At 55.9% G+C, this 3371-nt stretch carries 1 rRNA gene; it reads left to right on the top strand.

The features are described from left to right. The first annotated feature begins 234 nt into the window (after positions 1–234). A 23S ribosomal RNA gene (locus D458_RS0132630) occupies positions 235–3328 on the top strand. Positions 3329–3371: the final 43 nt, after the last annotated feature.

Here is a 3371-nt window from a genome sequence, read left to right as displayed (position 1 = left end):
GGGAGTGGCTGAAGTGAAATCGAACTTGACCTCTGGCGACTAGAAGCGTCAGGGGGCGCGCTGTTGGGTATCTGAGGAAGCAATCCTTTGTGGGTTGGTTCCCTCGTACCACCTCCAGTAACTCCCACGCCACGGATCCTCTTTGAGGGTTGGTGGTTGTGGTTTGAGGTAGGGGAGTTTGTGGTGGGTGTTTTGATTTGTGAATAGTGTGCGCGAGCATCTTATTATCTGTAGTGGCCAAGTGATAGTGGCACACGGTGGATGCCTTGGCATCAGGCGCCGATGAAGGACGTGGGAGGCCACGATAGGCCGCGGGGAGCTGTCAACCGAGCTTTGATCCGCGGGTGTCCGAATGGGGAAACCTAGCCCGAGTTGTGTCGGGTTGCCGCTACCTGAATGTATAGGGTAGTTGGTGGTGACGCGGGGAAGTGAAACATCTCAGTACCCGTAGGAAGAGTAAACAACAGTGATTCTCCTAGTAGTGGTGAGCGAACGGGGAAGAGGCTAAACCGCAGGCGTGTGATAGACGACAGTCGTTGCGTGTGCGGGGTTGTGGGATGCATCTTTCCAGGTCTGTCGGCCTGGAGCGCTGATTGGCTCTTTTAGCTGAAACCGTTGGGAAGCGGTACCGGAGTGGGTGAGAGTCCCGTAGGTGAAGGAAGAGTCTAGGTGTTGATGTTCTCCCGAGTAGCGCGGAGCCCGAGAAATTCCGTGTGAATCTGGCAGGACCACCTGCTAAGCCAAAATACGTCCTGATGACCGATAGTGCACTAGTACCGTGAGGGAAAGGTGAAAAGTGCCCCGGTGAGGGGTCGTGAAATAGTACCTGAAACCGTGTGCTGTCAAGCCGTCAGAGCTGAAGCTTGTCTTTGGTGATGGCGTGCCTTTTGAAGAATGAGCCTGCGAGTCATGGTGTGTGGCAAGGTTAACCCGGGTGGGGTAGCCGTAGGGAAACCGAGTCTGAATAGGGCGATTGAGTCGCATGCTGTGGACCCGAAGCGGAGTGATCTACCCATGTCCAGGGTGAAGCGGGGGTAAGACCTCGTGGAGGCCCGAACCCACCAGAGTTGAAAATCTGGGGGATGAGGTGTGGGTAGGGGTGAAAGGCCAATCAAACTCCGTGATAGCTGGTTCTCCCCGAAATGCATTTAGGTGCAGCGTCACGTGTTTCTTGCTGGAGGTAGAGCTACTGTTTGGCTGATGGGCCCTACAAGGTTACTGACGTCAGACAAACTCCGAATGCCGGTTAAGTGAAGCGTGGCAGTGAGACTGCGGGGGATAAGCTTCGTAGTCGAGAGGGAAACAGCCCAGATCATCAGCTAAGGCCCCTAAGCGTGTGCTAAGTGGGAAAGGTTGTGGAGTTGCCCAGACAACCAGGAGGTTGGCTTAGAAGCAGCCATCCTTTAAAGAGTGCGTAATAGCTCACTGGTCAAGTGGTTCTGCGCCGATAATGTAGCGGGGCTTAAGTACACCGCCGAAGCTGTGAAGTTCAGCCCGTAAGGGCTGGGTTGGTAGGGGAGCGTCGTGCATCCAGTGAAGCTGCCGAGTGATCGAGTGGTGGAGGGTGTGCGAGTGAGAATGCAGGCATGAGTAGCGAAAGCAACGTGAGAAACGTTGCCGCCGATTGACTAAGGGTTCCTGGGGCAGGTTAATCCGCCCAGGGTGAGTCTGGACCTAAGGCGAGGCCGACAGGCGTAGTCGATGGATAACGGGTTGATATTCCCGTACCCGTGCACGAGCGTCCAATACCGAATCAGGTGATGCTAACCACGCTGGTTCTTGGTGTTCCCTTCGGGGAGTGCCTCTGAACTGGTCTGGGACCCGAACTTGTAGTAGGTAAGTGATGGGGTGACGCAGGAGGGTAGCTCTACCCGGCGGTGGTTGTCCGGGGGTAAGCGTGTAGGCCGAGAGGTAGGCAAATCCGCCTCTCATGAAGGTTGAGACGTGATGCCGAGCCGTTTTTGGCGAAGTGAGTGATCCCATGCTGTCGAGAAAAGCCTCTAGCGAGTTCGTGTGTGGCCAGTACCCTAAACCGACGCAGGTGGTCAGGTAGAGAATACCGAGGCGTTCGGGTGAACCATGGTTAAGGAACTCGGCAAATTGTCCCCGTAACTTTGGGAGAAGGGGAGCCCTGTCTGGTGACGGATCTTGCATCCTGAGCTGGGTGGGGTCGCAGATAGCGGGGGGAAGCGACTGTTTATTAAAAACACAGGTCCGTGCGAAGTCGTAAGACGCTGTATACGGACTGACGCCTGCCCGGTGCTGGAACGTTAAGAGGACTGGTTAGTGGGGTTCGCCCTGCGAAGCTAGGAATCTAAGCGCCAGTAAACGGCGGTGGTAACTATAACCATCCTAAGGTAGCGAAATTCCTTGTCGGGTAAGTTCCGACCTGCACGAATGGCGTAACGACTTCCCCACTGTCTCAACCATGGGCCCGGTGAAATTGCACTACGAGTAAAGATGCTCGTTTCGCGCAGCAGGACGGAAAGACCCCGGGACCTTCACTATAGCTTGACATTGGTGTTTGGGATGGTTTGTGTAGGATAGGTGGGAGCCGGTGAAGTCGTCACGCTAGTGGCGGTGGAGGCGTTGGTGAAATACCACTCTGACTGTTTCGGGCATCTAACTTTGGACCGTGATCCGGTTCGGGGACAGTGTCTGGTGGGTAGTTTAACTGGGGCGGTTGCCTCCCAAAGAGTAACGGAGGCGCCCAAAGGTTCCCTCAGCCTGGTTGGTAATCAGGTGTTGAGTGTAAGTGCACAAGGGAGCTTGACTGTGAGACGGACGTGTCGAGCAGGAGCGAAAGCTGGGACTAGTGATCCGGCACCGGCGTGTGGAAGCGGTGTCGCTCAACGGCTAAAAGGTACCCCGGGGATAACAGGCTGATCTTCCCCAAGAGTCCATATCGACGGGATGGTTTGGCACCTCGATGTCGGCTCGTCGCATCCTGGGGCTGGAGTTGGTCCCAAGGGTTGGGCTGTTCGCCCATTAAAGCGGCACGCGAGCTGGGTTTAGAACGTCGTGAGACAGTTCGGTCCCTATCCGCTGTGCGCGTTGGAGACTTGAGAAGGGCTGTCCCTAGTACGAGAGGACCGGGACGGACGAACCTCTGGTGTGCCAGTTGTCCTGCCAAGGGCATGGCTGGTTGGCTACGTTCGGGAGAGATAACCGCTGAAAGCATCTAAGCGGGAAGCTTGCTTCGAGATGAGGTCTCCTGCCTCCTTGAGAGGGTAAGGCCCCCTGTAGACGACGGGGTTGATAGGCCGGGTGTGGAAGCCCTGTGAGGGGTGGAGCTGACCGGTACTAATAGGTCGAGGGCTTGTCCGCTGCAGATAATTGGATGTTCGCGCACACTGTATTCACGAAAGCTT

It is taken from the genome of Nocardiopsis ganjiahuensis DSM 45031 (genome assembly GCF_000341085.1).
GTDB lineage: Bacteria > Actinomycetota > Actinomycetes > Streptosporangiales > Streptosporangiaceae > Nocardiopsis > Nocardiopsis ganjiahuensis.
Note: the sequence above shows the minus strand (reverse complement) of the source record. Positions and strands in the feature narration are given on the sequence as shown.